Genomic DNA, 24,384 nt, shown 5'->3' on the forward strand with positions numbered 1-24,384 from the left:
TTACATGACGCTAATCGTGCTGCGGCCGCCGGCCGAGGGCTGGACGAGGATTTTGGCCGAAATCCGCTCGGTCATTTCCTGCACGTGCGAGATGACGCCGACTTTGCGGCCCATCGCTTGCAGGCCGTCCAAGGCGTCCATGGCGACGCGCAGGGTGTCGGCGTCCAGGCTGCCGAAGCCTTCGTCGATGAACAGCGATTCGACGCGCACGCGGTTGGACGACAGCGAGGCGAGGCCCAAGGCCAGCGCCAGCGAGACCAGGAAGGATTCGCCGCCGGAGAGCGAGTGCACCGAGCGCATTTCGCCGCCCATGTCCTGGTCGCGCACCAGCAGGGCGAGCGACGGCGCGGCGTTGTTTTGGATGCGTTCCAGCTGGTAGCGGCGCGACAGATGGTTAAGGTGGGCGTTGGCATAGCCTAGCAGGACGTCCAGCGTGAATTGCTGGGCGTAGTTGCGGAAGCGTTTGCCGTCGGCGGAGCCGATCAAGTCATCCATGCGCGCCCAGCGCTGGGTGATGGCTTCTTGCTGCTCGATTTCGGCCAGCATGGAGGACGAGCGGCGGCGCTTCTCGTCGTCCTGCGCCAGAGCGAGTTGCAGTGCGGTGGCGTGGTCGTTGGCGGTTCTGCGTTCGACCAGCAGGGCGTTGAGGGCGTGCGTGACGGCTGCGATAGGCGATTCGACCGGGGCGGGTGCGTCGTTGGTCGGCTCGGCCGGCGTAGGCTCGGCATCGAACCAGAGGTCGGCGGTTTCCCGGCTGCCGGCGGCATCGGTAACGCTTGCCGCGTTGCGCGCATCGGCATCGAGGGCGGGCGGCACGGCTGCGACGCGGGACGGCGGGGCGGTGAGCTGATGTTGCTCGCGCTGGCGCTGGCGTTCTTGCAGGACGGTCGCGGCTTGGTCGGCCGCGCGGGCGAGGGCTTGCAGGGCGGCGCGTTCGGCGTGGATGTCGTCGCTGGAGCGGGCCAGCAGGTCGTGCAGGTGCTGCAGATCTTGCAGGCCGGCGTCGGGCTGGCGGTGCTGGAATGCGGCCAGCCAGTCGTTCAGGCGCACGGCGGCGGCGCTGGCGGCGGCTTGCAGTGATGCGAGCTGCTTGCCTGCTTGCGCCAAGGCTTCGTCGTTGCGTGCCTTCGCTTGCGCCGCTTGTTGTGCTGCGTTTTGCGCGGCGGCGTGGCGGTCCTTGGCCGCATCGATAGCCGCTTGCAGTGAAGCCTCGACGTCGCGCACTTCTTTGCCGCCCCACATCGACATGCGCTGGTCTTGGCTGGCCTTCAGCGCAGCATCGGCCGCGTTGAAGGCAGTGCGGGCGGCGAGGGCGTCTTGGCCTGCTTTGGTCAACGCTTCGCTGAGCGCATTCAGTTCGACGTCGAAGCCAGCCAAGGCGGCGAGACGCTCATCGTAAGCGGTGCGATACGCCAGCCATTGTTTGCTTTCGGCTTGGCGCGCCTGGTAGAACCGCGCCGGGCCGGATTTCCAGTCTTCTTTCCACTCTTCGCTAGGAATATCGCCACCGCTGAAGGCCGCGTCCAGATCGGACAGGAGGCCGCTCAGCGTGAGTGCGACTTCGATGCGCTGTTCTTCCAGCGCCTTGTACTCAGCATTGGCTTGCGCCAGCGCGGTGCGCGCGCTGGCGGCCACGGTTTGCAAGCGCGTATGCTCGGCGGCGGCGCGATCGTAAGAGGCTTGCGCCTGATCGCGTGCCACGCGAGCCGCGTGCAGTGCGCGTTCCTGCTGCTCGACGGCTTGCAGCGCCTTGTGCGTTTCGGTTAGCTGCGCGATGAACCACGCAGTGCGCTCGGCCTCGGGCGGCAGCGCGACAGCGGATTGCGCATGCTGGGCGTGCAGCGGATGTGCCGACCATGCGGCGGTCACGCGCTCCAGCGCCTGCGCCAATGAGCGCTGCTCGATGGCGAGCACGTTCAACTGCTCTGCGCTGCTCTGCGCAGTGGCACGGTACGCTGCTTGCTGGTTGACGTTGGCCTCCATCTGCTGGCGGCAACTTGCGACATCCGACTGGAACTCGCGCAGCATGTTTTGCAGGCTATCGTCATTGTGGCGATAAGGATGATCCGGCGCGCCGCACACCGGGCAGGGCGTATCGTCCTCCAGCGTTTGACGCAGCGATTCCACGCTGGCCGTGCAAGCGGCTTCCGCCAGCTTGAGCGCGCGTTCGGCCTGCGAGAACGCCGCCATGATGGCAATGCCTTGCTGCTGCGATGCCGCCAGTTGCGTCTCGGCGGATGCCATGGTTTGGCGAAGGGAGACTGATTGCGCCTCGATCTGGCCATGGCGCGATTGGCGCGTTTCCAGGTCGAGCCAGATTTTCTCCGCGCTGGTCAGCAAATCGCGGCGCTGCTCATGGCTGCTGCGTGCAGCTTGCAGCTGCTCAACCGAATACGCGGCCATGGCCTGCGCGGCCTGCTGGCGCTGGAGATCCAGCTTTTGCAGTGCCTCGACGGCGGCGGCCAGCTTGGTGCTGGCGTCAGCTTCCTCATCACGGTGGACCTGCGCATTGCGCTGCAAGCGAGAGAGGCCGGACGCCAACTGATCTGCGCGTGCAGCCGATTGGCCGGCCTGGACGAACAGTACATCCCAGCGCTCCCATTGCAGCGCCAGCGCCTTCCAGTGCTTGTGCTGTTGCAGCCACGCGATGCCTGCTTGCTGCTGCGCTGCCAGGCGGGCCTGCTCGTTTTGCTTCGCTTGCAGCGCTGCCCTGGCGGCGGCATCGGCTTGCTCGGCCTTCTCGCAGGCTGCAGATGTTTGGCGATACGCGGGCAGCATCGCTTCAATGCGGGCATCCAGCGCCTTGGCCTGATCCAGCTGCGGCGCAGCAGCGCGTTGTGCAGCTTCGGCTTCCTGCTGGCTGGTGGCCGACTGCGCGAGAGCGGTGTTGGCCTGATCCAGTGCCTGCGCGGCCTGCTGCATGTTTTGCGTGCTGGTGAGGATGGTGTTCTGCGTGCCGGCGATATCGGCATCAATGCGGCGGATATCGTCAGCCAGCGGGCGCGCGGGCTGCACGGCGTCGATCAATGCCAGTGCAGCATGGCGCGGCGCGGCGGCTGTGACGTCGGCTTGTGCTGCGGCGACGGCTTGTTGCGCGGCCTGTTCGTCCTGCGCCAGTTTTTCCGCTTGCTGATGCCAGCGCAGTTCCTGCTCCAGTTCCGCTTTTTGCTGATCCAGCGCTTGCAGCGCTACAGCGGCATCGGCGCTTTTCGCTTCGATCTCGGCGCGCTGGTCGCTGCCCAGCGGCTTTTGATCGGCCAGGCGGAGATTCAGTTTTTGCAGTGCCGCTTGTTCCAGCTTGTTGCGCTCAAAGGCGCGGATCGAGATTTCGGAGTAGACGGTACTGCCGGTCAAAGTCTCCAACAACTCGCCGCGTTCATTGTCCTCGGCTTTAAGGAAAGCGGAAAACTCGTTCTGCGCCAGCAGCACCGCGCGCGTGAACTGTTCGAACGACAGGCCGATGCGCTTCTCGATTTCGGCTTTGACCTCGGTCTTGGTCGCGCCGATAGGCTGTTCGGACGGCAGCAATTTCAGCGACATGGTGGTCGCCTGCAAAATGCCTTCCGCCTTGTTGCGGGAGCGGCGTACGGCCCAGCGTGCGCGATAGGTCGCGTTGTCGCTGCCTACGAAATCGACTTCGGCGTAGCCTTCCGCCGTGCCACGGCGCAGCAGTGTGCGCGGGTCTTGCGTGGAGACGGTTTCGTTGCCCACGTCGGCCAGGTAATTGCGGCCGGCCACGCGCAACAGGCGCGGTGTGGCGTCGTACAGGGCGAGGCAAAGCGCGTCCAGCAAGGTACTCTTGCCGGCGCCGGTCGGGCCGCTGATGGCGAACAGGCCGGTCGAAGCCAGAGGTTCCGCTTCAAAATTAACGCTGAATTCCTCGGCCAGCGAAGCCAGGTTTTTACCGCTGATTTTCAGGATTCTCATGGCAGCATCAACTCCGCGAAGGCGCTCAGTTGATCGGCCGGCGCTTCATTGCCGAAGCGCTGTTGATAGAGCTGCTTGAAAATATCGTCTGGCTTGAGTTTTTCCAATTGATCCAGCGTCATTACCTCTTTATCGATGGACGAGGCGCGGGCGGCTGTGGAGGTTTCGATTTTTGCGAGGCGCACGGCCTTGCCATCCAAAGCCGCTTCGATGCGCGCGCGCAGGCCGGGTTCCGGCTGTTCCAGCAGCACGCGCACTTCCAGATATGGCTGCTGCTCCGGCGGCGCTTCCGGCGGCGATAGCGCCGTCAGCTCTTCCAGCACCTGCGTCAGCGGCGCGGGCTTGGACGGAATACGCAGCAACTCCACTGCGCGCGGCACCGGCACCGGCGCGATTTCGCGCACGGCCGCGCCATCCAGATCGATGCGCAGGATCTGGTGCGCATAATTCACCTCCGCGAACGACAGCGGCAAGGGGCTGCCGCAATAGCGGATGTGCTCTTGCTTGCCAACGTTCTGCGCCAGGTGCAGGTGGCCCAGCGCCGCGTAGGCGATGGCCGGATCGAAGATCCCGGCCGGCAGCATCTCGGTGCCACCGATGACGATGCGGCGCTCGGAATCGCTGGACATCTGGCCGTCCACCATGTGGCAGTGGCCCATGGCGATGATGGCTTGTCCATCCTGCCGCTTCGACTGCGCCAGTTCAAATGCCTGCTTGTAGAGTAGGGCGATGCCGGCGAGGTAAGGATCGGCGCCGTCTTGCGCAGCGATGCGCGGCACATCGCCGGGACGCAAAAACGGCACGGCCAAGCACCATGCCGCAACCGCGCCATCGCGCCCGGTCAGTGGCAGCACCAGCGATTCCACATCAATCTCGCCATCGGCATTACGCTGCACAGCGCCGATCACGCGCGTGCCGTGCGCTTCCAGCAAAGGCCCTGGCGCATCAAGCCGGCCCGGCGAATCGTGGTTGCCGGCGATGATAATCAGGTTCAGACGTGGCGCGCGCTCCTTGGCCAGACGCAGAAAACGGTATAGCTGCTTTTGCGATGCCGCCGATGGATTGGCGTTGTCGTAGATATCCCCCGCGATCAGCAGCGCGTCGGCCTGCTCGGCAACGATAGCGTCCAGCAGCCAGTCGAGAAACCGCTGGTGCTCATAATGACGCTCAAAATTATGCAAGGATTGGCCGAGATGCCAGTCGGAGGTGTGCAGCAAACGCATGGGAAGTTCAGTCGAAACAGCCGGAAAAGCGCCAATATAGCGCAAGCCGGCCGTCCCCGGTTTGATTTATGCCGCGTTGCTTGCAGGTTGTAGCAGCGCCGGGCCGGCGCGGAAGGTGTTGCGGCCTGCTTGCTTGGCCTCGTACAGCAGGATGTCGGCGCGGTTCAGCAGTTCGGCTGGGCTCATATCCTCGTCGCGGTAGAACGTCAGGCCAATGCTGGTGGAGATGGACACCACCGTGCCGTCCAGGTCAAAGTCAGCCTGCATGGCGGAGACGATTTTTGCCGCCAGCGCCGCCGCGTCGTCTATCCGGTGGATGCGTTCCATGATGATGGTGAACTCGTCGCCGCCCAGCCGCGCAATGGTGTCGCTGGCGCGCATGGTGTGGGTCAAGCGCGCCGAGAAGGCCTTCAGCAGCGAGTCGCCGACCGCGTGGCCGAAGGTGTCGTTCACCGGCTTGAAGCGGTCGATATCCATGTACATCACCGCCATCAGGTTGCCGTTGGCGCGCGCGGCGTTCATGGAGTCGTGCAGTTTTTGCAGGAAGCCGGCGCGGTTGGTCAGGCCGGTCAGGGCATCGACCTGCGACAAGCGCAATAGCCGCTGCTTCTCGCGCTTCTGCGTGGTGATGTCCTGCCGCATAACGTGGAAGCCGATGACGGTGGTTCCATCTTCGTCCATCTGCGGAATGTAGACTACTTCGTAGGTGCGCTCGGTGGCCTCGCTGTTGTCGTCTTCTTCGAAGGTCAGCGTTTCGCCGGCCAGCGCGCGCAGCACGTAGGGTTCAAGGAAGGCGTAGCGCTCCTCGCCCATGGTTTCGCGGATGGTGCGGCCCAGTACCGTGGTGCCGGTGCGGTTGAATTCCCGCTCGTAGGCCAGATTGTGGAAGCGGTAGGTTTGCTCGGCATCGATGTAGGCCACCATGGCTGGCAGCGTGTCGGCAATGGTGCGCAGGCGCGCTTCGCTTTCGCGCAGCGCGATGACCGATTTGCGGATATGGGTGATGTCGTCCACCGTACCGACGTAGCCATACACCTTGCCGTCCACCTGCATCGCGGCGATCTTGAACGACACCCACACGATCATGCCGTCCGGGTGTACGCAGCGCAGCGTATCCTGGTAGGGCGCGCGGGTGACGGCCATGTGCTTGAGCGCGGCCTTGAGCACCTCGCGGTCTTGCGGGTGGACGGCGCGCATCCACGCATCGCCGACGGCTTCCTCGCGCGTCAGGCCGGTGATCAGTTCAAATGTGCGGTTGACGTAGGTGCAGTGGCCGGTGGCATCGGCGCGCAGCAGGCCAAGCGGGGAGGCGTCGTTGACGGCAGCCAGTTCGGCCTGATTTTGGCGCACCGCCAGCTCGGTTTCCTTGCGCGAGGTGATGTCGCGCACGTTGACGGCCACGCCGTCGGTGATCGGCACGATCTGGTGGTGCAGCCAGTGGACATCGCGGTTGGGCAGGAAATCGACCTGGAATTCTTCTTCCAGCGGCTGGCGCGATTCCAGCACGTGGCGGTATTTTTCTACAAAGCCCTTGGAGTGCAGCTCCGGCAGTACCTCGATCAGGCGCTTGTCCTTGATGTCGGCGCTGCGGTAGCCTAGCAGCTGCGCGCCGCGTTCATTCAGGTCGGCGATGGTGAAGTCGAGAATTTCACGGCGCGCGCCGCGCATGCGGCAGGCTTTGAACAGGTAGACCGCATCGAGGCTGGCGTCGGCGGCGGCGCGCAGCATCAATTGCGCCTCGATCACCATGCGCGTGCTGCGGCGCAGGCGGTGCGCCTGCTGCATCAACAGGTAGACGAACATCAGCACCAAGCCCGAGGCGACGATGGCGGCGCCGTAGTAAATGTTGCGGCGTCGTTCAAAGCGGGCCATCGCGCTGTCGACCGGGTTGCCGACTACCGCCATCAGCAGGAAGCGCGGCATTTCGGTGTAGCCGTAAATCCGTTCAATCGCGTCGAACTGGCGTTTCAGCAGCATTTCCTCGCCGGGCTGGCTGTTGCTGGCCTGCGCCACGCTGAAATCGATGCTATCGCTGATCATGATCTGGTCGTCGATGCGGGCCGAGGACATGCCGTTCTCGCGGCTGATCAGCATCACCGCGCCGCCGGGATCGACGTTCAGGCGGTCGTAATCTTCGACGAAGTAGGCCGGATCCATCATCACCAGGATCACGCCGGCGAAGCTGCCGTCCGCATTATTCAGGCGGCGCGAGATCTGGATTTGCCATTTCTTGGTGCGGCTATCGACCACCGGGGTGGAGACCTGCGACACGTCGGCCGTGTTAGTGGAATGGCTATAAAAGAATTGGGTGTACTTGAGATCCGGCGCGAAGTAGCCGTTCATGCTGTCGATGACCAGCCCCTGGTGATTGAGGATGGCCATCGGCAGATCGAGCTTGGTCGGCAGCAGCGAATCGAGCAGGCCGTTCTTGCGCGCGAATTCCGCCAGCCGCAAACGGCCGTCGGTTTCCTCGTATTTGAGCTTGAACAGCTGGGTGGCGTGGTCGGTCTGGCGCAGCAGGTGATTGGTGTGTTCGGCCAGCGTGCGCGCCAGCGACTGGCTATGCAAGACCGCTTCGTGACGGGCCGTCAGCTTCTCTTGCCGTACCTGGTACGCCACCGACGACCATGTGAAGACCAGCAGCGCAGCGCCGAAGGCGGGCAGCAGGATGGCGCGGTATAGTCGACGGAGAAAATCACGCATCGGTTGATGGTCCTCTTCATTGGGCGGATGACTCTGCGGTTATTCTGCACGGAAATATCCCTTTTGGCGTGAAAGGCGTGAAAAAAGTCGTATTTCGATCACAGGCAATGTTGATTTCTTTATTAGAATAGGGCCATGACCGAACCGATATTGAGCCTGCCCGCCGCGCGGGCGCTGCACCTGGCGGCGCAAGGCCTGTTACAGCCGCGCCGCCGCAAGGCGCGCCAAGCCGACCTGCTGGAAGCGATCCGGCAAATGGGCGTGCTGCAAATCGATACCATACACGTGGTGGCGCGCAGCCCCTACCTGGTGCTGTGGAGCCGCCTGGGCGACTATCCGCAACCATGGCTGGAGCAGGCGCTGGCCGCCGGCGAGTTGTTCGAATACTGGGCGCACGAGGCCTGCTTTGTGCCGGTCGAAGATTACGGCCTGTATCGCCATCGCATGCTCGATCCCGAGGCCATGGGCTGGAAGTATTCGGCCACGTGGATGAGGGAGCGCCGCGCCGACGTTGAGGCGGTACTGGAGCATATCCGCATCAACGGGCCGACGCGGTCTTCGGACTTTGAACGCGCCGACGGCCAAAGCGGCGGCTGGTGGAGCTGGAAGCCGGAGAAGCGTTCGCTGGAAGTGCTGTTCACCACCGGTGCGCTGATGATCGCCGCCCGCCACAACTTCCAGCGCATCTACGATTTGGCCGAGCGCGTGCTGCCGCATTGGGACGATAGCCAGCATTTGCAGTCCAAGGACGACGTGCAGCGTGAGTTGGTGCTGAAGGCCGTGAAAGCCATGGGCTGCGCGCGCGCCGCTTGGATCAGTGACTACTTCCGCACCCGGCCGCCGCGCCTCGATCCTGAAACGCTGGTCGAGCAGGGTGCCTTGCTGCGCGCGTGGGTGGACGATTGGGACGACCCGATTTATGTCCATCCCGATCACGCGGCACTGCTGGAACAAGCCGCCGCCGGCGCGCTGGCGCCGACCCTGACCACCATCCTGTCGCCGTTCGATCCGGTGGTGTGGGATCGCCGCCGCGCGCAGGAATTGTTCAACTTCGACTACCGGCTGGAATGCTACACGCCCGCTGAAAAGCGCAAGTATGGCTACTTCACGCTGCCGATTCTGCGGCGCGGTGCGCTGGTCGGCCGGGTGGACGCCAAGGCGCACCGGCGCGACGGCGTATTCGAATTGAAGTCACTGGTGCTGGAGCTGGGCGTGCGCGTCAGCGAGCGCTTCACGCGGGACATCGCCGGCGCCTTGCAGCGGCTCGCCGATTGGCACGAATGCCCGCACATCCAGATAACACAAGCGACGCCCGCCAGTTTCGGCGCGCTCATACAAAAGGAAGTTGCATGACCCTGCCCGCCGCACCTGCCAGCCTGTTGGCCGCAGACGGACAACCGCTGTTTGGACGCTTTGCCGGCCAAGTCGGCAATATCGATTGGAGCCAGCTGGCCAAGCCGTTTGCCCGCAGCCCCTTGTGGCGGCGTTTTCACCACAAGCGCTGGCACTACGTGGCGCTGTGCACGGAGGAGGTGTTCTGCGCGGTGGCGATCGTGGATCTGGGCTGGATCAGCACTGCCTTTGCCTATGCGTTTGACCGCCGCGATGGCGACATGCTGGCCAATTTTTCGCAGGACGGCTTGCCGCTGGTGTCGGCCAAGCTGGCGAACCACGCGGGCGAATCGAGCAGCTTCAAGGCCAAGGGCGCCCATATCGCGGTGAATGCGCAGGGCGACGGCAGCTATCAATTAACGCTGCAATGCGACTACCTTGAGATCGACGCCAGCTTCGGCCCCAGCCCGTCGCCGCTGCTGCTGGCCACCGGGCCTATCGAAAAAGGTTCGGTGCACGCGACCCAGAAATCGTCGGCCATGCCGCTGCGCGGCGAAGTACGCACCTGGCGCGAAGAGTACAAGCTCGATGGCGGCGTGGCCAGCTTTGACTATTCCAACGGTCTGCTGGCCCGCAATACCGACTGGCGATGGGCCTCGGCGCATAATATGGAGCTGGGCTTCAATCTGCAAGCCGGCTATTTCGGCGCGCATGAAAATGCGCTGTGGCTGGACGGCGACTTGATTGCGCTGGCGCCGGCCCACTTCCTGTACGATAAAAAGGATGCGCTGTCGCAGTGGCATATTTTTACCGAAGACGATATGCTGGACCTGATATTTGTGCCGGAAGGCGCGCGCCGCGACAATAAGAAGATGGTAGTGGCGGCCAGCCGCTACCTGCAACCGATCGGCACTTTCAGCGGCTGGGTGCGCAGTGCGCCGGATCAGCCCAAACGCATGGTCACGCAGTTGATGGGCGTGACTGAAGATCATTCATCGCGCTGGTAAATTCCATGAGCATTCGTAATCTTGACCGCCTGTTCCAACCACGCTCGGTGGCCGTGATCGGTGCGTCGGATAATCCGCAGCGCATCGGCACGCGGGTGCTGGCGAACCTGCTGGACGGCGACTTTGTGCGCGAAGGCGGCAAAGTGTGGGCGGTCAATCCCAAGCACGATACGCTGCGCGGCATGCCGTGCTATCCGCGCGTAAGTGCGCTGCCGGCGGCGGCCGACCTGGCCATCATCTGCACCCAGCCTGCCACGGTGGCCGGCTTAATTAATGAACTGGGACAGGCCGGTACCAAGGCCGTCATCATGATGACGGCCGATCCGGCCCATACCGGCGGGCGCGGTTTGCGCGCGCCGATGCTGGATGCCGCCAAGCCTTACCTGCTGCGCATCCTCGGCCCCGGCAGCGTGGGCCTGCAATCGCCGGCGCTGGGGCTCAACGCCAGCTTCACGCAAATGGCGGCGGGGAAGGGCAAGCTGGCTTTCGTGTCGCAATCTGGCGCGCTGGCGACGGCGGTGCTGGATTGGGCCGGACAGCGCGGCATCGGCTTCTCGCGCTTTGTCGCCATGGGCGACGGCGTCGACGTGGACTTTGGCGATTTGCTCGATTATCTGGCCGCCGATGCCGACACCGAGGCGATCCTGCTGTGCATAGAACACGTCAGCAGCGCGCGCAAATTCATGTCGGCGGGCCGCCTGGCGGCGCGCGGCAAGCCGGTCATCGTTTTGAAAGTCGGACGCGATGCAGCGCCCGGTGCAGACCTGGTGTTCGACGCAGCGATCCGCCGCGCCGGCATGCTGCGCGTGTACTCAACCGAGGATTTGTTCGACGCCGTTGAAACGCTGGCGCGCCAGCGCCCGCAGCGCGGCGAGCGCCTGGCGGTGCTGACCAACGGCGGCGGCCTCGGTTTGATCGCCGCCGACGCGCTGGCGTGCAGCGGTGCGCAATTGGCGCCGTTGTCGCCGGAGACCAGCAGGCGCCTGCTGCAAATGGGCGCACCGCAAACCAATCCGCTGGACTTCCTGGCCGATGCGGCGGTCGAACATTACACCGGCGCGGTCGAAGCGCTGCTGCGCGAACCGCAAGCCGATGCGCTGCTGTTCCTGCACGCGCCGACCGCCATGGTGGCAAGCGACTTGATTGCGACTGCGGTTGCGCCCTTGATGCAAGCCGCGAACAAGAATGTTTTGTCCTGCTGGTTGGGCGGCGGCTCGGTGGCGCAAGCGCGCCAGGTGTTTGCCGACGCCGGCCTGCCGACTTACGACACGCCGGAAAAAGCCGTCAACGGCTTCCTGCAAATTGCGCAATACCGCCGCAATCAAGAACTGCTGATGGAAGTGCCGGCCGGCCTGCCGACCACCAGCGCCGGCGAGCGTTCGACGGCGCGTGGCCTGGTGCAAGCGGCATTGGCAGCCGGACGCACCGAGCTATCCGATACCGATGCGCGCGCGTTGATGGCCGCTTACGGCCTCGCACTGGCTACACCGCAGCAAGCTGCGCTGACCGGCGCCACGCTGGCGGCGGCGCGGATTCAAATTAGCCACGACCCGGTGTTCGGGCCGGTGGTGTTTTTCGGACAGGGCGGGATTGCAGCCGACGTGGCGGCCGACCGCGCTGCCGGGCTGCCGCCGCTGAACATGGCGCTGGCGCGCGATATGGTGAGCCGCACCCGCGTCTCGCGCCTGCTGGCGCAAAGCCAAACCGCCGCCGATGCCGAGGCGCTGATCCGCACGCTGGTGCAAGTGGCCGATATGGTGGCCGATTTGCCTGAGCTAACCGAGCTTGATCTCAACCCGCTGCTGGCAATCGGCGGCAGCGTGGTGGCGCTGGGGGCGCGCATGCAGTTGGCGAAAGCACGCGCGCGGCGCGCTGCGCTGGCGATCCGCCCGTATCCGCAAGAGCTGGAAGAACGCGTGGATTGGGGCGGTGGACAAATTCTGCTGCGTCCCATCCGGCCGGAAGACGGCGCGCAGCACCAGGTCTTTTTCAGCGCCCTGGAGCCGGATGACGTCCGCCTGCGTTTTTTCTCGGCCATGCGCGAACTGCCGCCGGCCCAGCTGGCGCGGCTCACGCAAATCGACTACGACCGCGCCATGGCCTTCATCGCCACCCGTCCTAATGCGGCCGGCGAGCCGGAAACGCTGGGCGTGGTGCGTGCCGTGACCGATCCTGACAACCAATCGGCCGAGTTCGCCATCATCGTGCGTTCCGATTTGAAAGGACGCGGACTGGGCTACATTTTGTTCCAGAAGCTGGTCGATTATTTCCGCGCCAACGGCACGCGCGAGATCGTTGGCGATGCTTTATCGGAGAACGGCGGCGTGCAAAAACTGATACGGCATTTCGGCGGCGTGGTATTGCCGCATCCTGAAGCAGGAATGGTGCGTTTACAACTGCCTTTGCGATAGCGTTCGCGTTGCGCTTGATATATATTTGGGTTAACGACATGGCTCGGGGTTTGTGCTAGGTCAAAGCATCACTGTCGGGAATCTTTACACTTTTACTTCCACCACACTAGTCCTTGGGAGTCAGAAGAATGTTGACCGCCACATATACTCTGGTTGCTTTATCGGTCGAGCAGGCGAGCGTTCGTCTCAGCCTGCTATCGTTCCAGAAGTATATGCGCAGCACGCTCATGCAACAGAACAGCATGACGCTGTCGCAGCTGGAATATGCTTGCGAAAACCTCAACACCCTGTATCAAGCCTGCCATTGGCGCAAAACCGAGATGTATCTGATCCCGGCGCTGCGCGACGCCACCGAGCGCGCCGATCACTTGCTCGATGAACTCAACCGCCTGAACCAGGCCGCGCTGACCTCGATCCGCCTGCTGCAAGACAAGCTGGGCGCGCTGGCCGATGTGCGCGACGAGCAGGTCAGCGAGGTATGCGACAGCATCGACACCTTCTGCGCCTCGCTGCTCAAGCGGCTGGAGAAAGAGGAGCAGGAGCTGTTCGCGCTGGCGCGCAACGCCATTGCCGGCGAAACCTGGTTCTCGATCGCCAATCAGTTGATGATGCACGATAAGCATCTCGATGAAATGAAGCGCTCCGGCCTGCCGCCGGCCGAAGCGGCGCAGGTAACGGCGCGCCGCCGCGCACTACCGGGCGGCGAGACTGACGACGGCCAGATCTCGATTCCCGGCCTGCAAGTGCTGCCCATCGTTAAGCTGGAAGAGGCGCCGAGCCGGCCGGTGCCACGGCCGCAGCGGCAGTCGTCGCGAGACGATGTCATTATGAAATAACCACCCTGTAGCGCACTCGCAGGGCAAATTTCTCCTGCGCTGCTATGATGGTGGTTTTAGCCATCACCATAGCGCACCATGTTTGAATTCCTCTTTAAGCGTGCCAACGAAACATCGGCCATCCCATCCTCGCCGGCAGCGGCGCCGGAACCGGATGCGGCCGCCGCTAACCGCCGTGATGAGCAGGCCCTGCGCGCCGCCAGCCTCAACGGCAATGAGGCGGCCGCGGTTGCCCTCATATTAGAGAGCGAATTTGCCGGCGTGCGGCAGGCAGCCGCTGAGCACGTGCACACGCAAGCTGCCCTGGAGCAGGTGTTGCAGGCGGTGCGCAATTCCGATCGCCGCGTTGCCAAGCTGATGCAGGGGCGCCTGGATGCGATCCGCTACCAGCAAGCAGAGCAACAAAAAGCACAGGCGTGCCTGGATGTCGCGCAACGCTTGTTGCAGGACGAGAAGCTGACGCCGAACCAGGTGGCGGAGCTGGATCGCCAGTGGCAGGTGGTGGCCGAGGTGCCGTCGCTGGCCGGGCAGTACGCATCTGCGCGCGCAGCGCTGGCGGCGCGCCTGGAGGCGCAGGTCAATTTGCAGCGCACCATTATTGATGCGATGGCGGCGGTGCGCAAATTGCCGCAAGCGGGCTTGCCGGCGGAAGAGGCATTGCAGGCGCTGGAGCGCCATGTTGCCGCGCAAAGCGGCTACCAGGAAGCGCCAGAACACAATGCGCTGCCGCGGCATTTGCTCAGTGATTTCGCCCAAGCGCTGGAGCAAACGCGCGCCACGCTGGCGACGCCGCCGAAGCCAGCACCGGCGCCTGAACCGGCGCCAGTTGCCGCACCGGCAGCGGTGGAGGCTGCACCGGCCAAGCCGGTTGCGGCCAAACCATCCAAACCTGCACCGAAAGAAACCGACAAGAAATTCCTCGAAACACTGGAAGCGCTGGAGGCTGCGCTGGAGCACGGCCAACTGCACATCGCTGCCGAGCACGACAAATGGCTGCGTGACCACAAGACGCATTTGAGCCATGCTCAAACCGAGCACCTGAACCACGTCCGCGCCGAGTTGAAACGCTTGGGCGACTGGGCGCGCTGGGGCGGTAATGTCTCGCGCGAAGAATTGGTCAAGGCCGTGGAAGATCTGCCAGCCCAAAAACTGCCGATGAGCGAACTGGCCAAGAAAGTCGGCAGCATGCGCGATCGCTGGAAGCAGCTGGACGCCGTCTCCGGCCACGCGCCGAAATCGCTGTGGGAACGTTTCGACGCCGCCTGCACCAGCGCCTACGCGCCGGCCGCCGCGCACTTCAAGCACCTGGCCGACGAACGCCACGCCAACGCTGCCAAGGCCCAAGCCCTGATCACGGAAACCGAAGCGCTGGCCGCATCGGTGGCGGCCGGTGGCGCCGATCTGAAAAACGTCGCCGCTGCCGGCCAGCGCCTGCGCCAGATGTGGGGCCGCCTCGGCACCATCGACCGCAAGGAAAAGCGCAAGCTCGACCAAACCTTCGACAAGGTGCTGGCCGGCATGCTGGCGCCGCTGTCCGACCAGCGCAAGATCGAAGCCGCCAAGCGCGAGCAACTGATCGTGGAAGCGGAAGCGCTGGAGCCATCCGACCGCCACACGCTGGACAAGCTGCGCCGCCTGCAAGAGCGCTGGCAAGAGCAAGCCAAGGCGCTGCCACTGGAACGCAAGGTGGAGCAAGCGCTGTGGCAGCGTTTCCGCGCCGCGTGCGACGCCATCTTCGCCAAGCGCAAGGAAACCGCCCACGCTGCCGATCACGAGCGCAAAGCCCATCTGCACGCGCGCGAGGCGATCTGCAAGCAGCTCGAAGAAGCCACTTTCAGCGGCGAAGACAAGGCGCAACTGGCCGCCATTGCCCAGGCCTTGAAAGACGCCGCGACCGCATGGCACGCCACCGGCACCGTGCCGCGCGCGGCCGAGGCACGTATCAACCAGCGCTACCACAACGCGGTCGGCAAAGTGCAAGCGCAGGCGGACGCCATTAAGAAACGCGCCGGCGCCGCCCAGGCCAACGCGCTGCGCGACAAGCTGCGCCTGTGCCAATCGCTGGAAAGCGCGATCGGCTCGAACGGCGACGCCATCGACGCCGCCGACTGGCAAGCCAAGTGGTCGGCGCTGCCATCGCTGGGCAACGACTACGAGCGCGCGCTGCAAGGCCGCTTCAACGCCGCCTTGTCCGCCACCGACGGCAAGCGCGACGCCTATGCGCAGGAACTGGAGCGCAACCGCGCCAAGCTGCTGGACGAAATCCTGCGCCTTGAAATCGTCGCCGGCGTCGACAGCGGCGCCGAGTTCGCCCGCGAGCGTTTGAAGATGCAAGTGGAAGTGCTGCAATCGTCGCTGAAATCGGGCCAGAAGCCGCAGTCGGCCAGCGCCGCTTACTTGCAACTGTGCGCCATGCCGGCCCTGGCCGACGCCCGTACCGCCAGCCGCATCGAACAGCTGTTCCGCCGCATCGGCGCTTCGGAGCGCGCATGAGCTTGAATGAAGTTCGGATCCAGACCGACGATTTCGATCTGTCCACGGAAGTGGCCCAGCTGCGCGCCGGTTATCCCAAGGTTGGCGGCGTGGTGACGTTTGTCGGCACGGTGCGTGACTTGAACGAGGGCGCAACGGTGTCGGAAATGGAGCTCGAGCATTACCCCGGCATGACCGAGCAGTCGATCAGCAATATTATCGATCAGGCAAAGCAGCGCTGGCCGATTTTCAGCGCCTTGGTGATCCACCGCGTCGGCCCGCTCAAGCCCAAGGATCAGATCGTGCTGGTGGCCGTGACCTCGGCCCATCGGGGCGAAGCGTTTGCGGCTTGTGAATTTATTATCGATTACCTCAAGACCGAGGCGCCGTTCTGGAAAAAAGAGCAGACGCCCGACGGCGCGCGCTGGGTCGATGCCCGGGTAAGTGATGATGCGGCCTTGAATAAGTGGAAGTAGCTCCTATGTAAGCGATAAGTTAAATTTATCGGAGCAACACCCATGCGTCACGACAAACTTACCACCAAACTTCAAGAAGCCCTCTCGGACTCGCAAAGTCTGGCCGTGGGCAACGACAATCAATACATCGAGCCGGTGCACCTGCTGACCGCGCTGCTGAATCAGGACGACGGCAGCGCCCGCTCGCTGCTGCAGCGCGCTGGCGTCAATGTCGGCGGCCTGACCAAGGCGCTGACCGGCGCGCTGGAGCGCCTGCCGAAGGTCTCCGGCACCGGTGGCAACGTGCAAGCCAGCCGCGAGCTGGTGGCCGTCCTGAATCTGGCTGATAAAGAGGCGCAAAAGCGCGTCGACCAATTCATTTCCAGCGAAATGGTGCTGCTGGCGCTGACCGACGACAAGTCGGACGCCGGCACCTTGGCGCGTGAAAACGGCCTGACCCGCAAATCGCTGGAAGCCGCCATCGACACCGTGCGCGGCGGCGCCAAGGTGGACTCGCAAGAAGCCGAAGGCCAGCGCGAAGCCCTGAAAAAATACACGCTCGACCTGACCGAGCGCGCCCGCCTGGGCAAACTCGACCCGGTGATCGGCCGCGACGATGAAATCCGCCGCGCCATCCAGGTACTGCAACGCCGTTCCAAGAACAATCCGGTGCTGATCGGTGAGCCTGGCGTGGGTAAGACCGCCATCGTGGAAGGCCTGGCTCAGCGCATCGTCAACAACGAGGTGCCGGATTCTTTGAAAGGCAAACGCGTGCTGGCGCTGGATATGGCCGCGCTGATCGCCGGTGCAAAGTATCGCGGCGAGTTTGAAGAACGCCTCAAGTCGGTGCTGAAGGAACTGGCCATGGACGAAGGCCAGACCATCGTCTTTATCGACGAGATGCACACCATGGTCGGCGCCGGCAAGGCCGATGGCGCCATGGATGCGGGCAATATGCTGAAGCCAGCGCTGGCGCGCGGCGAGCTGCATTGCGTCGGCGCGACCACGCTGGACGAGTACCGCAAATACATCGAGAAGGACGCCGCGCTGGAGCGCCGCTTCCAGAAAATCCTGGTAGACGAGCCGACCGTGGAAGCGACCATCGCCATCCTGCGCGGCTTGCAGGACAAGTACGAGCTGCACCACAAGGTGGCCATTTCGGACGCGGCGATTATCGCGGCGGCTGAATTGTCGCACCGCTACATTACTGACCGCTTCCTGCCCGACAAGGCCATCGACCTGATTGACGAGGCCGCTGCCAAGATCAAGATCGAGATCGACTCCAAGCCGGAAGTCATGGACAAGCTGGAACGCCGCCTGATCCAGTTGAAGATCGAAAAGGAAGCCGTCAAGAAGGAAAAAGACGAGGGCTCGCGCAAGCGTCTGGAACTGATCGACGAGGAAATCGAGCGCCTGACGCGCGAACTCAACGACTTCGAAGAAATCCTCAAGGCCGAAAAAGCCGTGGTGCAGGGCAGTACCCACATCAAGGAAGAAATCGAGCAGATTAAGCAGCAGATGGAGCAAGCCACGCGCGAGAGCAACTGGCAGCGCGTCTCGGAATTGCAGTATGGCCGCTTGCCGCAGCTGGAGGCCGAGCTCAAGCTGGCCGAAGCCGCATCGGCCAAAGGCGTGTCGCTGGAAAAAGATACGCCGCCGAAGCAACGCTTGCTGCGCACCGAGGTCGGCTCGGAAGAAATCGCCGAGGTGGTGTCGCGCGCGACCGGTATTCCCGTTTCGCGCATGATGCAGGGCGAGCGCGAGAAGCTGCTGCACATTGAAGACAAGCTGCACGACCGCGTGGTCGGGCAGGATGAGGCGATCAGCGCCGTGGCCGACGCCATCCGCCGTTCACGCGCCGGCTTGGCTGATCCGAATCGTCCGTATGGCTCGTTCCTGTTCCTGGGCCCCACCGGCGTCGGCAAGACCGAGCTGACCAAGGCGCTGGCCGGCTTCCTGTTCGATACGGAAGAATCGCTGATCCGCATCGATATGAGCGAGTTCATGGAGAAGCACTCGGTGGCCCGCCTGATCGGCGCGCCGCCGGGCTATGTCGGCTACGACGAGGGCGGCTACCTGACCGAGGCCGTGCGCCGCAAGCCGTACAGCGTGATCCTGCTGGACGAGGTGGAGAAGGCGCACCCGGATGTGTTCAACGTGCTGCTGCAAGCGCTGGACGATGGCCGCATGACGGACGGGCAGGGCCGCACGGTGGACTTCAAGAACACGGTCATCATCATGACCTCCAACCTGGGCTCGCATAAAATCCAGTCGATGGAAGACTCGGATCCGGGCGTGGTCAAGCTGGCGGTGATGGCCGAGGTGCGTTCGCACTTCCGTCCCGAGTTCATCAACCGTATCGATGAAATCGTGGTATTCCACGGCCTGGATGAGAAGAACATCGGCGCGATTGCGCGGATTCAGTTGAGTATTCTGGAGAAGCGCCTGGCCAAGATGGATATCGGCCTGGACGTCACCGACGCGGCCTTGCACAAGATTGCCGAGGCTGGCTACGATCCGGTGTATGGCGCGCGTCCGCTGAAACGCGCGATCCAGCAGCAGATTGAAAATCCGCTGTCCAAGCTGATCTTGCAGGGCAAGTTCGGGCCGAAGGACACCATCCACGTTGATGCGCTGGATGGGAATCTGAGCTTCAACTAAGCGGGTCTACTCGCTGACGATGCGGTTGCGCCCGTCGCGCTTGGCGCGGTACAGCGCATCGTCGGCGCGTTTCAGCACTTCCTCGTAAGAGGTGTCGCCCAACGTCATTTCGCTGAGGCCGCCGCTGATGGTGGCGCCGCGGCCCAGCGAGCCCAATTCCCGCAAGCCTTCCGCAATTTTCACGCGCAAGCGTTCGGAGATGGTCATGGCGTGCTCCAAGCCGGTATGCGGCATCAATACCACGAACTCATCACCACCCAGCCGCGCCGGGAAGTCGGTGGCGCGCAGCTCGCGGCGGCAGACTTCGGCCGTGGTGCTGATGGCCTTGTCGCCAGCCAGGTGGCCGTACTCGTCGTTGATGCCCTTGAAGTGGTCGATATCGAAAATCAGCACCGAGGTTGGCGTCTTGTAACGGGCGAATAGCTCGAAATGCTCGGTCAGCCCGCTCATCAGCTTGCGGCGGTTGGCCAGGCCGGTCAGCGCGTCGGTCTCGCTTTGCATGCGCAGCAGCGCTTCCAGTTTCTTGCTGGCGGTGATATTGCTGGCTACCCACAGCACGGCGTCCTCATCCATCACCTGATATTCCAGCGGCTGCACGCGGCCTTCAAACCAGATGGTTTCCATCGGGCCGTCCGCGCCTACGCCTTTGACGTCGCCGGCGGCCAGCGGGTACTCGACCACGTGCAAGCCCTGCGAAGCCAGCGCGATGGCGATCTGCGCGTGGAACCACGCTGCTTTCTCCGGATTCAGCACGTCGGCAATCGACTTGCCGATCAAGCCGCTGCCATCGTGGTAGTAGCGGCTGTCGGTGCCGCCGAAGATGGCGGCATAGCGGCCGCTGCGGGTGAGAATGAATGCCGGGTCCGGCAGCGCCGACAGCAGCGCTGCAATTTGGTCGTTTGAGAAGAGGGACAGGTCCGCCATTCGATATCGATTTTCTATTTGATGAGTTTCCACTAATGTACCGTACTTTTCTCCAAGCTCACGTTATCGGCAGAAAAAATGAAAACTTAACAGGTGGTTACTATTGTTGTTTTTTAAAGAACGAGGAGGGCGAGCAGCCGAAGGTTTTGCGGAACATGGCCGAGAACGCCGACTGGCTGGCGTAGCCCAGTTCCGCCGCCACCTGTGACAAGGGCGTGCCGCGCGCAATCAGCGGCGCGGCGTGCGCCAGCCGGGCTTGCTGGCGCCAGTGGCCAAAGCGCATGCCCAGCTCGCGCTCGAACAATCGGGTGAGGGTGCGCTCGGAGGCGCCGACCTGGGCGGCCCAGTCGGCCAAGGTGAGCTCGGCGCCGGGGTCGGCGATCAGGGCGTCGCACAGCGATTTGAGGCGCTTGTCGGCCGGCAGCGGCACGCGGATGGCGTGCTCGGCGCAGCGCGGGATTTCATCGAGGATCATTTCCATCAGCAGGTGTTCGCGCGGCGATTGCTCCTGGCGGTCGTGCTCCTCCAGCGCCAGGAGCAGCTCGCGCAGCAGGGCCGACAGTTCCAGCACCTTGCAGTCGTTGCCGGGGAAGGGCGCGCGGCCGGCGTAGACGCGCATCGGCCGCAAGTGGGTGTTTTCCAGCACGATGGTGCCGTGGACGACGCCGGGCGGTATCCAGACGGCGCGCTGCGGCGGCACGATCCAGCTGCTGCTGTTGGCTTCGACCCGCATCACGCCATGCACGGCGTAGGTGAGCTGGCCCCATTCGTGGTGATGCGGCTGCATCACGGCGCTGGCCTTGAGGTCGCGGCCGGCGATCATGATCGGCTGGGCGGCGGTGGGCGCGTCCAGTTCCCAGTCGAAGCGGGTGTGGTTGACGATGGGGATAGCCATGGCGGAAATGCGATAAAAGTTGTCCCTCTATCTTAAATCAGACGGCGCCAAATTGCTTAAACTTGTGAAAACAACAGGAGAGAGCAGCATGAACGACACCACTTTGCTGCGCCAGGACGCCCGCGTGATTACGCTGGTCGGGCTGGCGCATGGCACTTCGCACTTTTATCACGTCATTCTGGCGGCGCTGATTCCTTGGCTGAAGCCGGAATTTGGCCTTAGCTACTCGGAGCTGGGGCTGCTGATGACGATTTTCTTCGTGGTTTCCGGCGTTGGGCAGGCCATGGCTGGCTTCGTCGTCGACCGCTTCGGCGCGCGCGCCGTGCTGTGCAGCGGAATTGCGCTGCTGGGCGTGTCGGCGGTGCTGCTGTCGGGCGCGCACAGCTATGCGCAGCTGATGCTGGGCGCGTTCCTTGCCGGTTGCGGCAACAGCGTGTTCCACCCGGCCGACTACACTTTGCTCAACCAGCGCGTGTCCAAGGCGCGGCTGGCGCATGGCTTCTCGGTGCACGGCATCAGCGGCAATATCGGCTGGGCGATGTCGCCGCTGTTCCTGACCTTCGTGGCGGCGCGTACCGACTGGCGCACCGCGCTGCTGTGCGCGGCCCTGTTGCCGTTGCTGGTGCTGGCGCTGCTGGTCTGGAACCGCCACGCGCTGCGGCCCGAGCCGATTGCGGCGCCGATGGCCGGCGCGCGGGCCGCCGGCGGCGGCGAGGGGGCGTTCAGCTTCCTCAAGCTGAAGGTGGTGTGGCTGTGCTTTGCCTTCTTCTTCATTTCCGCGGTGGCGCTGGCCGGCGTCCAGACATTTGCCGCCACCAGCCTGGTGAGCCTGTACGGCATGTCGCTGGCGACGGCAACCTCGGCCTACACCTGCTACATGATCGCCTCGGCGGCGGGCATGGTGTATGGCGGCTTCCTCGGCGCGGGCAGCCGCAATCACGACCGCATCATCATGATTGCATTCGCGACGGCGGCCGTGCTGGCGATGGTGCTGGCAGCGGCGGTGGTGCCGGCGTGGGTGGCGGTGGTGCTGATGGGCTTGATCGGGCTGGTGACCGGCATTTCCGGCCCGTCGCGAGATCTGATGATACGCGGCGCGGCGCCTGCCAATGCCACCGGCCGCGTGTTCGGCGTGGTCTACTCCGGGTTGGATAGCGGATTGGCGGTAGGCGCAGCGCTGTTTGGCATGGTGATGGACGCGCGGCATCCGGCCGGCGTGTTTGTCGTCATCGGCATCTTCCAGGCACTGGTAATTTTGACGGCGCTGGGCGTGGGCAGCAACAGCCGCGTGACCGCCGTGCCGAAAACCGCATAGAATGAAGTCATCTTAACAACTATGCAAGAGGATGACGATGAGCTTTGCCACCACCGATTTATGCGACGACAACGCCAACCTGCTGGAGGACGGCCGCCTGGCCGTGCTGCCGCCGGTGTTCCAGCACTACGGCAAGAGCACGCGCTTTTCCGGTCGCGTGGTCACGCTGAAAGTGCACGAGGATAACGCGCTGGTGCGCTCGACCCTGGAGACACCGGGCGACGGCGCCGTGCTGGTGGTGGATGGTGGCGGCAGCCTGCGCCGCGCGCTGGTCGGCGGCCAACTGGGCTTGCTGGCGCAGGACAATGGCTGGGCCGGCATCATCGTCGATGGCTGCATCCGCGATACCGACGAAATCAACGCGTGCCACATCGGCGTGCGCGCACTGGCCGCTCACCCTCAGAAAAGCAGCAAGAAGGGTGTGGGCGAGCGCAATGTGCGGGTTCACATCGCGGGCGTGCCGGTCAATCCTGGCGACTGGGTCTATGCCGATGCCGATGGCGTGCTCATCGCGCAGCAAAAACTGGTGCCGTAGTACGGGATTCGGTGTGCAAAACGGGAAGCGGCAGCGACACAATCGCTGCCGCTTTGCCTTTATGGCTGCTGCTGTTGATGCTGTTGCAGGTGGCGGCGCAGGCGCTGCTGGAACTCGTCGATGTCGTCGACTGTGGCCAGATCGTCGTCGACTTCGATCATGTGGGTGGCGTGGCCGGTCGAGAACGACACGGTCGCCTCCACGCCATCCTTGCTCTCCGTCAGGTTATGCCCCTGGACGGCGCCCAGCACGTTGCCGTGCACGTCGGTCACGATGGTCATCTTCATGACATACCTCCGCCTTGCAGGTTGTGGAAGCAGCCGCCGACACCTTGGTTATGGATGTTGACGAAGTACGTTGCGTTGCCGTTGTTGTCCTTGCGCTTGCGCTGCTGGTCGGCCATGTGCACCGCGCCCTGGTTGGGCGCCTTTACATCGGCCGAAGCGAACTGCGTGCCGTGGTCGGCGCCGTAGGTGTAGCTCCAGAACGCGGTTTGACCGGGCGCCAGGAACGTCAGCGGCCCTACGTTGTTGAAAGCCATAATCTCCTCCATGAAAGAAAGCTGCACACGCGGATGCGTGCGCGGCAGTTCCATCTTAGTCAGGCTGGATGCGCGCGCTTTGATGCAAACGATATCGAGGCTTTTTTGGTGGTGCGCGCGTTCTGAGGGATAATGTCGGATTGAATCAATCAGGATCACCAGCTTATGTTCTCATACCGCCACGCCTTCCACGCGGGTAACCACGCCGACGTGCTCAAGCACTTTGTCACCATCCAGTTGCTGCAGTACCTGAATCAAAAGGATGTGGCCTACAGCTATATCGATACGCACTCGGGCGCCGGCGTCTACGAGCTGGACGGCGCGTTCGCGTCCAAGAACGCCGAGTACGACACCGGTATCGGCCCGCTGTGGAACCTGACGGACATGCCGGCGCCGATCAAGGAATACGTTGACCTGATCCGCGCCATGAACCCGAGCGGCAAGATGCGCTACTACCCGGGCTCGCCGTACATTGCCGACCAGGTCGCGCGCGAGCAAGACCGTTTGCGCCTGTTCGAGCTGCACCCGGCCGATTCCAAGCTGTTAGCCGATAACTTCCGCAAGCTGGACGAGCACAAGGCGCAGCAAGGCTTCCGCTCCACGGTGCGCGGCAAGCGCGTGCTGGTGACCCGTGGCGATGGTTTCGCCTCGCTGAAAGCGCTGCTGCCGCCGCCATCGCGCCGCGCGCTGGTGCTGATCGACCCGCCGTACGAAGACAAGCAGGACTACAAAAAGACCAAGGACGTGCTGGCCGAAGCGCTGGGCCGTTTCCCGACCGGCACCTACGCCGTGTGGTATCCGCTGCTGCAGCGCATGGAATCGCGCCAGTTCGCCGACAAGCTCAAGCAGCTGCCGGCGGCCAACTGGCTGAATGTGGTGCTGACCATTAAGAAACCACTGCCCGATGGTATTGGCGGCCTGCACAGCAGCGGCATGTTCATTTTGAACCCGCCGTACACGCTGGAGCCGATGTTGAAAGAAGTCATGCCGTGGCTGGTGAAAGCGCTGGGACAAGACGCTGGCGCGCGCTTCACGCTGGAGAGCGGCACGCAAGCGACGGCTGGACGCAACACTGGTGAACGCCGTCCACCAGTTCGGCAGAAAAAAATTGTCAAGACGGCATAATTAGGTATAGGCTGGTGACAAG

Annotated in this window: 17 protein-coding genes; 10 read left to right on the forward strand and 7 right to left on the reverse strand. The window is 63.6% G+C overall.

Features of this window, described 5'->3' with window-relative positions; all coding sequences use genetic code 11:
- The 3 genes from GTP45_RS07260 to GTP45_RS07270 all read right to left on the reverse strand — a co-directional run bounded on the left by GTP45_RS07260 (position 1) and on the right by GTP45_RS07270 (position 7,853).
- Positions 1–3,927, reverse strand: a complete 3,927-nt coding sequence (locus tag GTP45_RS07260) for an AAA family ATPase (protein ID WP_161013186.1) — start codon at positions 3,925–3,927, stop codon at positions 1–3.
- Positions 3,924–5,150 carry an exonuclease SbcCD subunit D C-terminal domain-containing protein gene (locus GTP45_RS07265; protein ID WP_161013187.1) on the reverse strand — a complete coding sequence of 409 codons (1,227 nt, stop codon included), beginning with the start codon at positions 5,148–5,150 and terminating at the stop codon, positions 3,924–3,926. The genes GTP45_RS07260 and GTP45_RS07265 overlap by 4 nt, the downstream gene beginning before the upstream one ends.
- Positions 5,151–5,216: 66 nt before the next feature.
- Positions 5,217–7,853 (reverse strand): sensor domain-containing diguanylate cyclase, encoded by a 2,637-nt coding sequence (locus GTP45_RS07270; protein ID WP_161013188.1) that lies wholly within the window; start codon positions 7,851–7,853, stop codon positions 5,217–5,219.
- A 135-nt stretch (positions 7,854–7,988) separates the two neighbouring features.
- On the opposite strand from GTP45_RS07270, the gene GTP45_RS07275 reads away from it, so the two are divergent.
- The 7 genes from GTP45_RS07275 (at position 7,989) to clpB (ending at position 19,027) form a co-directional block, all read left to right on the forward strand.
- A complete protein-coding gene (locus GTP45_RS07275) occupies positions 7,989–9,206 on the forward strand; it encodes a winged helix-turn-helix domain-containing protein (RefSeq protein WP_161013189.1) in 1,218 nt (405 codons plus the stop codon).
- The gene (locus tag GTP45_RS07280; RefSeq protein ID WP_161013190.1) at positions 9,203–10,192 is read left to right on the forward strand and encodes a DUF2804 domain-containing protein; all 990 of its coding nucleotides are present in this window, start codon (positions 9,203–9,205) and stop codon (positions 10,190–10,192) included. The genes GTP45_RS07275 and GTP45_RS07280 overlap by 4 nt, the downstream gene beginning before the upstream one ends.
- 5 nt (positions 10,193–10,197) lie before the next feature.
- Positions 10,198–12,603 (forward strand): bifunctional acetate--CoA ligase family protein/GNAT family N-acetyltransferase, encoded by a 2,406-nt coding sequence (locus GTP45_RS07285; protein WP_161013191.1) that lies wholly within the window; start codon positions 10,198–10,200, stop codon positions 12,601–12,603.
- 227 nt (positions 12,604–12,830) lie between these two features.
- Positions 12,831–13,439, forward strand: a complete 609-nt coding sequence (locus GTP45_RS07290; RefSeq protein WP_229258366.1) for a hemerythrin domain-containing protein — start codon at positions 12,831–12,833, stop codon at positions 13,437–13,439.
- A 78-nt stretch (positions 13,440–13,517) separates the two neighbouring features.
- Positions 13,518–15,932: a DUF349 domain-containing protein gene (locus GTP45_RS07295; protein WP_161013193.1), complete on the forward strand. Its 2,415-nt coding sequence runs from the start codon at positions 13,518–13,520 to the stop codon at positions 15,930–15,932.
- Positions 15,929–16,387 (forward strand): molybdopterin synthase catalytic subunit MoaE, encoded by a 459-nt coding sequence (moaE, locus tag GTP45_RS07300; RefSeq protein ID WP_161013194.1) that lies wholly within the window; start codon positions 15,929–15,931, stop codon positions 16,385–16,387. The genes GTP45_RS07295 and moaE overlap by 4 nt, the downstream gene beginning before the upstream one ends.
- A 42-nt stretch (positions 16,388–16,429) precedes the next feature.
- The gene (gene clpB, locus GTP45_RS07305; protein ID WP_161013195.1) at positions 16,430–19,027 is read left to right on the forward strand and encodes an ATP-dependent chaperone ClpB; all 2,598 of its coding nucleotides are present in this window, start codon (positions 16,430–16,432) and stop codon (positions 19,025–19,027) included.
- Between the two features lie 6 nt (positions 19,028–19,033).
- Here clpB and GTP45_RS07310 read toward each other — a convergent pair whose 3' ends face one another.
- On the reverse strand, positions 19,034–19,951 hold the full coding sequence (locus GTP45_RS07310; RefSeq protein ID WP_161013196.1) for a GGDEF domain-containing protein: 918 nt from the start codon (positions 19,949–19,951) through the stop codon (positions 19,034–19,036).
- Between the two features lie 100 nt (positions 19,952–20,051).
- Positions 20,052–20,846, reverse strand: a complete 795-nt coding sequence (locus tag GTP45_RS07315) for a helix-turn-helix transcriptional regulator (RefSeq protein ID WP_161013197.1) — start codon at positions 20,844–20,846, stop codon at positions 20,052–20,054.
- 88 nt (positions 20,847–20,934) lie between these two features.
- Here GTP45_RS07315 and GTP45_RS07320 point away from each other — a divergent pair, with 88 nt between their 5' ends.
- Both GTP45_RS07320 and rraA read left to right on the forward strand, forming a co-directional pair.
- Entirely contained in the window at positions 20,935–22,161 is a 1,227-nt protein-coding gene (locus GTP45_RS07320) for an MFS transporter (RefSeq protein WP_161013198.1), read from the forward strand.
- Positions 22,162–22,198: 37 nt separating this feature from the next.
- Positions 22,199–22,696 (forward strand): ribonuclease E activity regulator RraA, encoded by a 498-nt coding sequence (rraA, locus tag GTP45_RS07325; protein WP_161013199.1) that lies wholly within the window; start codon positions 22,199–22,201, stop codon positions 22,694–22,696.
- Between the two features lie 59 nt (positions 22,697–22,755).
- Here rraA and GTP45_RS07330 read toward each other — a convergent pair whose 3' ends face one another.
- Together GTP45_RS07330 and GTP45_RS07335 are read right to left on the reverse strand one after the other, a co-directional pair.
- The gene (locus tag GTP45_RS07330; protein WP_161013200.1) at positions 22,756–22,983 is read right to left on the reverse strand and encodes a hypothetical protein; all 228 of its coding nucleotides are present in this window, start codon (positions 22,981–22,983) and stop codon (positions 22,756–22,758) included.
- Complete coding sequence (locus GTP45_RS07335) at positions 22,980–23,237, reverse strand: hypothetical protein (protein WP_092277697.1); 258 nt, start codon at positions 23,235–23,237, stop codon at positions 22,980–22,982. Before GTP45_RS07335 ends, GTP45_RS07330 begins: the two co-directional genes overlap by 4 nt.
- Positions 23,238–23,402: 165 nt before the next feature.
- Between GTP45_RS07335 and GTP45_RS07340 the strand changes: the two genes are divergently transcribed.
- Positions 23,403–24,362 (forward strand): 23S rRNA (adenine(2030)-N(6))-methyltransferase RlmJ, encoded by a 960-nt coding sequence (locus GTP45_RS07340; protein ID WP_161013201.1) that lies wholly within the window; start codon positions 23,403–23,405, stop codon positions 24,360–24,362.
- Positions 24,363–24,384: the final 22 nt, after the last annotated feature.

Origin of the sequence: Duganella rivi, assembly GCF_009857435.1 — a bacterium.
GTDB lineage: Bacteria > Pseudomonadota > Gammaproteobacteria > Burkholderiales > Burkholderiaceae_D > Rugamonas > Rugamonas rivi.

Bases quoted from the DNA above. Each gene is read 5' to 3' on its own strand.
- GTP45_RS07320 (WP_161013198.1), top strand. From the start codon at position 20,935: ATGAACGACACCACTTTGCTGCGCCAGGACGCCCGCGTGATTACGCTG.
- GTP45_RS07330 (WP_161013200.1), bottom strand. From the start codon at position 22,983: ATGAAGATGACCATCGTGACCGACGTGCACGGCAACGTGCTGGGCGCC.
- GTP45_RS07295 (WP_161013193.1), top strand. From the start codon at position 13,518: ATGTTTGAATTCCTCTTTAAGCGTGCCAACGAAACATCGGCCATCCCA.
- GTP45_RS07315 (WP_161013197.1), bottom strand. From the start codon at position 20,846: ATGGCTATCCCCATCGTCAACCACACCCGCTTCGACTGGGAACTGGAC.
- moaE (WP_161013194.1), top strand. From the start codon at position 15,929: ATGAGCTTGAATGAAGTTCGGATCCAGACCGACGATTTCGATCTGTCC.
- rraA (WP_161013199.1), top strand. From the start codon at position 22,199: ATGAGCTTTGCCACCACCGATTTATGCGACGACAACGCCAACCTGCTG.
- GTP45_RS07310 (WP_161013196.1), bottom strand. From the start codon at position 19,951: ATGGCGGACCTGTCCCTCTTCTCAAACGACCAAATTGCAGCGCTGCTG.
- GTP45_RS07290 (WP_229258366.1), top strand. From the start codon at position 12,831: ATGCAACAGAACAGCATGACGCTGTCGCAGCTGGAATATGCTTGCGAA.
- GTP45_RS07265 (WP_161013187.1), bottom strand. From the start codon at position 5,150: ATGCGTTTGCTGCACACCTCCGACTGGCATCTCGGCCAATCCTTGCAT.
- GTP45_RS07340 (WP_161013201.1), top strand. From the start codon at position 23,403: ATGTTCTCATACCGCCACGCCTTCCACGCGGGTAACCACGCCGACGTG.
- GTP45_RS07285 (WP_161013191.1), top strand. From the start codon at position 10,198: ATGAGCATTCGTAATCTTGACCGCCTGTTCCAACCACGCTCGGTGGCC.
- GTP45_RS07280 (WP_161013190.1), top strand. From the start codon at position 9,203: ATGACCCTGCCCGCCGCACCTGCCAGCCTGTTGGCCGCAGACGGACAA.
- GTP45_RS07260 (WP_161013186.1), bottom strand. From the start codon at position 3,927: ATGAGAATCCTGAAAATCAGCGGTAAAAACCTGGCTTCGCTGGCCGAG.
- clpB (WP_161013195.1), top strand. From the start codon at position 16,430: ATGCGTCACGACAAACTTACCACCAAACTTCAAGAAGCCCTCTCGGAC.
- GTP45_RS07335 (WP_092277697.1), bottom strand. From the start codon at position 23,237: ATGGCTTTCAACAACGTAGGGCCGCTGACGTTCCTGGCGCCCGGTCAA.
- GTP45_RS07275 (WP_161013189.1), top strand. From the start codon at position 7,989: ATGACCGAACCGATATTGAGCCTGCCCGCCGCGCGGGCGCTGCACCTG.
- GTP45_RS07270 (WP_161013188.1), bottom strand. From the start codon at position 7,853: ATGCGTGATTTTCTCCGTCGACTATACCGCGCCATCCTGCTGCCCGCC.